This is a genomic window from Clostridium sp. DFI.1.208, from assembly GCF_024463855.1.
In the GTDB taxonomy this organism is placed as follows: Bacteria; Bacillota_I; Bacilli_A; order Erysipelotrichales; family Erysipelotrichaceae; genus Clostridium_AQ.
On sequence record NZ_JANGCA010000117.1, the window covers coordinates 1 to 3,969 of the forward strand.

Here is a 3,969-nt window from a genome sequence, read left to right on the forward strand (position 1 = left end):
GGAATCCGAAAGCTGATACAGAGCTCTTCCTCTTCACGCCGGACCTGGATCACTGGCGACAGCTGAGTAAGATCGTTGAAGAGGATACCGATGGCAGGAAGACAGCGGTCTATGTCTTTGGTTATGAGACTGTATTGAATCCCGGACAGACGACAGCAGAGCTGTTCTCCTCCGTGACCTTCTGCAATGCGATCGAAGAACAGGGGCTGGAGGACAGCGAACAGACGATCACCGTCAAGAGCATGGCCATCCAGCAGGAGGAGACCGGAACGATGGAGGAAGCTTATGGAAGCTTCATCAACCAGGAACATGTCCGAAAGGATACCACAGATACGAAGGAACCTGCACCGCAGATGCCGGAAGACGGTGAAGCAGCTGTCGATGATGGAGGTCACGATGAATGAAGCACAGGAAGAAATGGTTCTTCGTCTTCCTGTTGGCAGGGATCATCCTTATGATGGTCCCCTTCAGTATCGCCTATCTGACGCATGTGGAAACGAGAGAGAACCGGATAACGATCGGACAGAACGATGTCATGATAGAAGAGGATTTCACACCTCCCAAGCAGTGGCAGCCGGATACGACGTACGAAAAGGACGTGAAGGTCCGCAATACCGGCAGCGTCCCTTGCTATATCCGCGTCTACGCAGCGCTTTCCGATACGGCCATCCCTGCGCATATGGACTTCGATACGAAGGACTGGACGCAGGCCGATGACGGCTACTGGTACTATGCCGGCATCGTGGAGCCGGGAGCTGACACCTCCAGTCTGTTCACGAAGGTGACGATCGGAGACATCGAAACAGAGAGTCAAAAGACATTCGACATCATCATCTATGCAGAATCTGTACAGGCGGAAGGCCATCACAATATCCGGGATGCCTTCGCCGGTATACGGTAAAGGGAGGCAGAAGCATGAAGAAAAGAAGATCACTCATCATAGCTCTTATCGTAATCCTGCTCATCTGCGGACTGATCATGGGGGATTCTCTCTCTTCCCTGTTACGTTCCTTCCGGCAGCGTTTTATCACACAGACGGATACAGTGGAGGTGACATTGGTCGATGACCTGCAGCGCAGTGTGCCGATCGTACCGGGAAGCAGGATCCCCCTGGATATGGATGTGCAGAACCTGGGAGCTGCCTGTCGGGTACGTTTCAAGGTCTGCGTCTATACCGATGGTGAGCTGCTCCGTGAGCTTACAGAGGTGGAGCTGGAGCTGGCAGATGGCTGGGAACGGAAGAAGGACGGCTATCTCTACCATACAGGCATCCTGGAAGAGGATGGCATACTGGAGCTGTATGACGCTGTCATCGCGAGCAGTGATATCATCACGAAAGAAGATCAGACGCTGGTACTGGAGACGACGATCCAGGCCGTACAGAGTGAGCATCTTGAGGTCTCTTCGGATGGCTGGGGAGATACCGAGATCCGACAAACGCTCCGTTCAAGGAATGAGGTGAGATCCGATGCGTAGGAAGCTGCTGTTACTGACGATACTGCTGTTGCCCTTCCTCCCTGTAAGGATACAGGCAGAAGGATCAGACAGGTACGACATCCACATCCGGATCACGGAAGCAGGGATACAGAAGACATCGGCAGATGATATCGTGTTGTCACGGATGCTTCCGGGAGACGAACAGACCTATACCCTAAGGGTGGATAACCGAAGCAAGGAGGAACAGGAGCTCTATCTCAAGCTTTCCACAGGAGAAGGACAACTTGCCGAGATACTGGAGCTGCAGGTGACGCAGGATGTCCACCGCCTCTATGAAGGAACTATGCAGGACGCGCAAAGCGGTATAGAGATGGGGCGCTATGCACCACAGGAGATGACGACGATCCGGATCACACTGCGTCTTCCGAAAGAGACAGACAATGCATATTCGATCAGGGAAGCTGCTGTCGATGTCGAGCTCACTGCACTGACGATACAAGAAAGCGTAGCTACAGGAGATCAGACACAGCGGACACTGCTCATATCCAGCACGCTGGCATCCATCTCCTTCCTGATCATCATCGTAAGAAGGAGGCGAAAAGATCATGAAGAAGCACGGTAGACTACTCATATCGATCCTGTTGCTGTTCCTGCTGATCATCCTTCCCCAGGATGGCCATATCACAGCAGCAACCATCCATGAGGTATCCGGAAGCAGCACTATCATCGATTCCTATTACAGCTTCGCACCGAAGTTCACGCCCGGGGTATCCTGGGCAGAATTCTATGGCTGCAGGAGCTATGATGATAGTGAGCTATTCCGGAATGCAGGAGCTGGCAATGGACGATTACCAAGGAACGTCCATCTGGCCACGTTATCGAGCAATGCGGTCGTGAGCAGCGGAACAATTGGGGTACGTTACAACAATATTGGGATCTATGATGGAAGACAGATCGATCTGAAGATTATGCTGGTAGGAGGAGAGATACGCACGGCTACGGTTTCCTCATATCCGACGAATATGCCAAGTGTTGCCTTCATGGACAACAGTATCGATATCTATCAGCAATCCTATCAGAGCAGGAATTTCGTTTGGCAGTTCACATTCTATGTAAGAGGTACAGATACACCGATTTCAGTACCCTACCATGCGAATTTTAAGGATATCGACTATACAGAGATCCTTGGTCATGGATACAGTGGAATCGATCATGCCTATGTCATGAGTAAGGCAGCTGGCGGTAATCTGAGCTATAACAGTTCTCAAATATACGCACCAACTGAAACGAGTGAGGATGATGACCGTCAGAACTGGACTACATTGACAGGTGCGGCATCGAGCTTCAGGCTTGGTTACACAAGGCAATTAGATATTGATGTCGGAACATGGGATAAAGGAAGTGATTATCGAACATTTTATCATTGGAAATGGTCCAACGATTCCCTCGTGAAGTTCGACACACCGGTCCCGACGAAACGCATCAATGGGAATATCTCCGCATCGATCTACGATACGACCGCTTACGACTACACGATAGATTTTGCGGTCCCACAGGAAGCTGCATCCACCTATTACACAAGCTTCAAGCTCAATGACACTCTGGCAAGCTGTCTGCAACTGGTCAATGGAACGAGCAGCATCTCTGTCCGGGATTCATCCGGTAACGATGTGACATCGAAATTCGATCGTTCCATCAGCGCTCAGTCCATACAGCTGAGCCTTCGTAATGTCGGTGACGCTTCGTTCTATGGAAAAAGCTATACCGTCACGCTGAAGTGTAAAAAGAAAAGCGGTCATGACCTGTCCGCCTGGTTCAGCACATCCGGTTCCGGATCTGTCCGCAATACAGCGTCGATAACGACAGATCGAGGGACGAAGACATCGAATGCAGTAACTGTGGGCTTCTATTTCAAGATAACGACATCTGTGACGAACGGGACGATCACGGCAAGCACAGCCTCCCAGCTGCCGAATACGAGCAGGACGATCAGCTACAGCCCTGTGGACAGTGACCACGTATTGGAGAGCGTCACCATCGATGGGAAGGCAGTCGATATCAAGAAATATCCGAAGAGCTATACCTTCAGCGGGATAAAGGAGGACCATACGGTAAGTGTGAAATATAAACGTGTCTACAAGATCGAGACCGGTGCGAGCGGTGGGACGATCACATCCAAGGTGACCGGCATCGACAAGGGAGAAGAGAGAACGATCACATATATAGCGGATAAGGGATACTATCTGCGTAGACTGCGTGTAGACGGAAAGGAAGTAGACGTGAAGCGATACCCTACCTCGTATACCTTCCGTGATATCTCTTCAGACCATGTCATAAAGGCAGAATTCCTGCCGATACCGGAACTGCGGATCACGAAGCGGATCTATGGGGAGGAGATGTATCCAGCGTCGGGAGATCCGACCTTCCTCTTCCATATCGAAGGCACAGACTTCACCGGAGAGAGACAGGAATATACGGAGGTCATCCGATTCACAGCGTCTGACAAGAAAGCGTCCGGAGGCATAGAGAAAA

Annotated in this window: 5 protein-coding genes; all 5 read left to right on the forward strand. The window is 51.0% G+C overall.

Annotated elements, in window-relative coordinates; all coding sequences use genetic code 11:
- The coding region (locus NE665_RS23310; RefSeq protein ID WP_256302663.1) for a hypothetical protein at nt 1-404 on the forward strand (404 nt) is incomplete at its 5' end.
- Entirely contained in the window at nt 401-901 is a 501-nt protein-coding gene (locus tag NE665_RS23315) for a hypothetical protein (RefSeq protein WP_256302664.1), read from the forward strand. The genes NE665_RS23310 and NE665_RS23315, both read left to right, overlap by 4 nt.
- A 14-nt stretch (nt 902-915) precedes the next feature.
- Nucleotides 916-1,476, forward strand: coding sequence for a hypothetical protein (locus NE665_RS23320; protein WP_256302665.1), 561 nt, complete (start codon nt 916-918; stop codon nt 1,474-1,476).
- On the forward strand, nt 1,469-2,059 hold the full coding sequence (locus tag NE665_RS23325) for a hypothetical protein (protein WP_216882337.1): 591 nt from the start codon (nt 1,469-1,471) through the stop codon (nt 2,057-2,059). Before NE665_RS23320 ends, NE665_RS23325 begins: the two co-directional genes overlap by 8 nt.
- The coding region (locus tag NE665_RS23330; RefSeq protein ID WP_256302666.1) for an isopeptide-forming domain-containing fimbrial protein at nt 2,043-3,969 on the forward strand (1,927 nt) is incomplete at its 3' end. The genes NE665_RS23325 and NE665_RS23330, both read left to right, overlap by 17 nt.

Coding starts and splice junctions, on each gene's coding strand:
- NE665_RS23325 (WP_216882337.1), top strand. CDS start 1,469: ATGCGTAGGAAGCTGCTGTTACTGACGATACTGCTGTTGCCCTTCCTC.
- NE665_RS23315 (WP_256302664.1), top strand. CDS start 401: ATGAAGCACAGGAAGAAATGGTTCTTCGTCTTCCTGTTGGCAGGGATC.
- NE665_RS23320 (WP_256302665.1), top strand. CDS start 916: ATGAAGAAAAGAAGATCACTCATCATAGCTCTTATCGTAATCCTGCTC.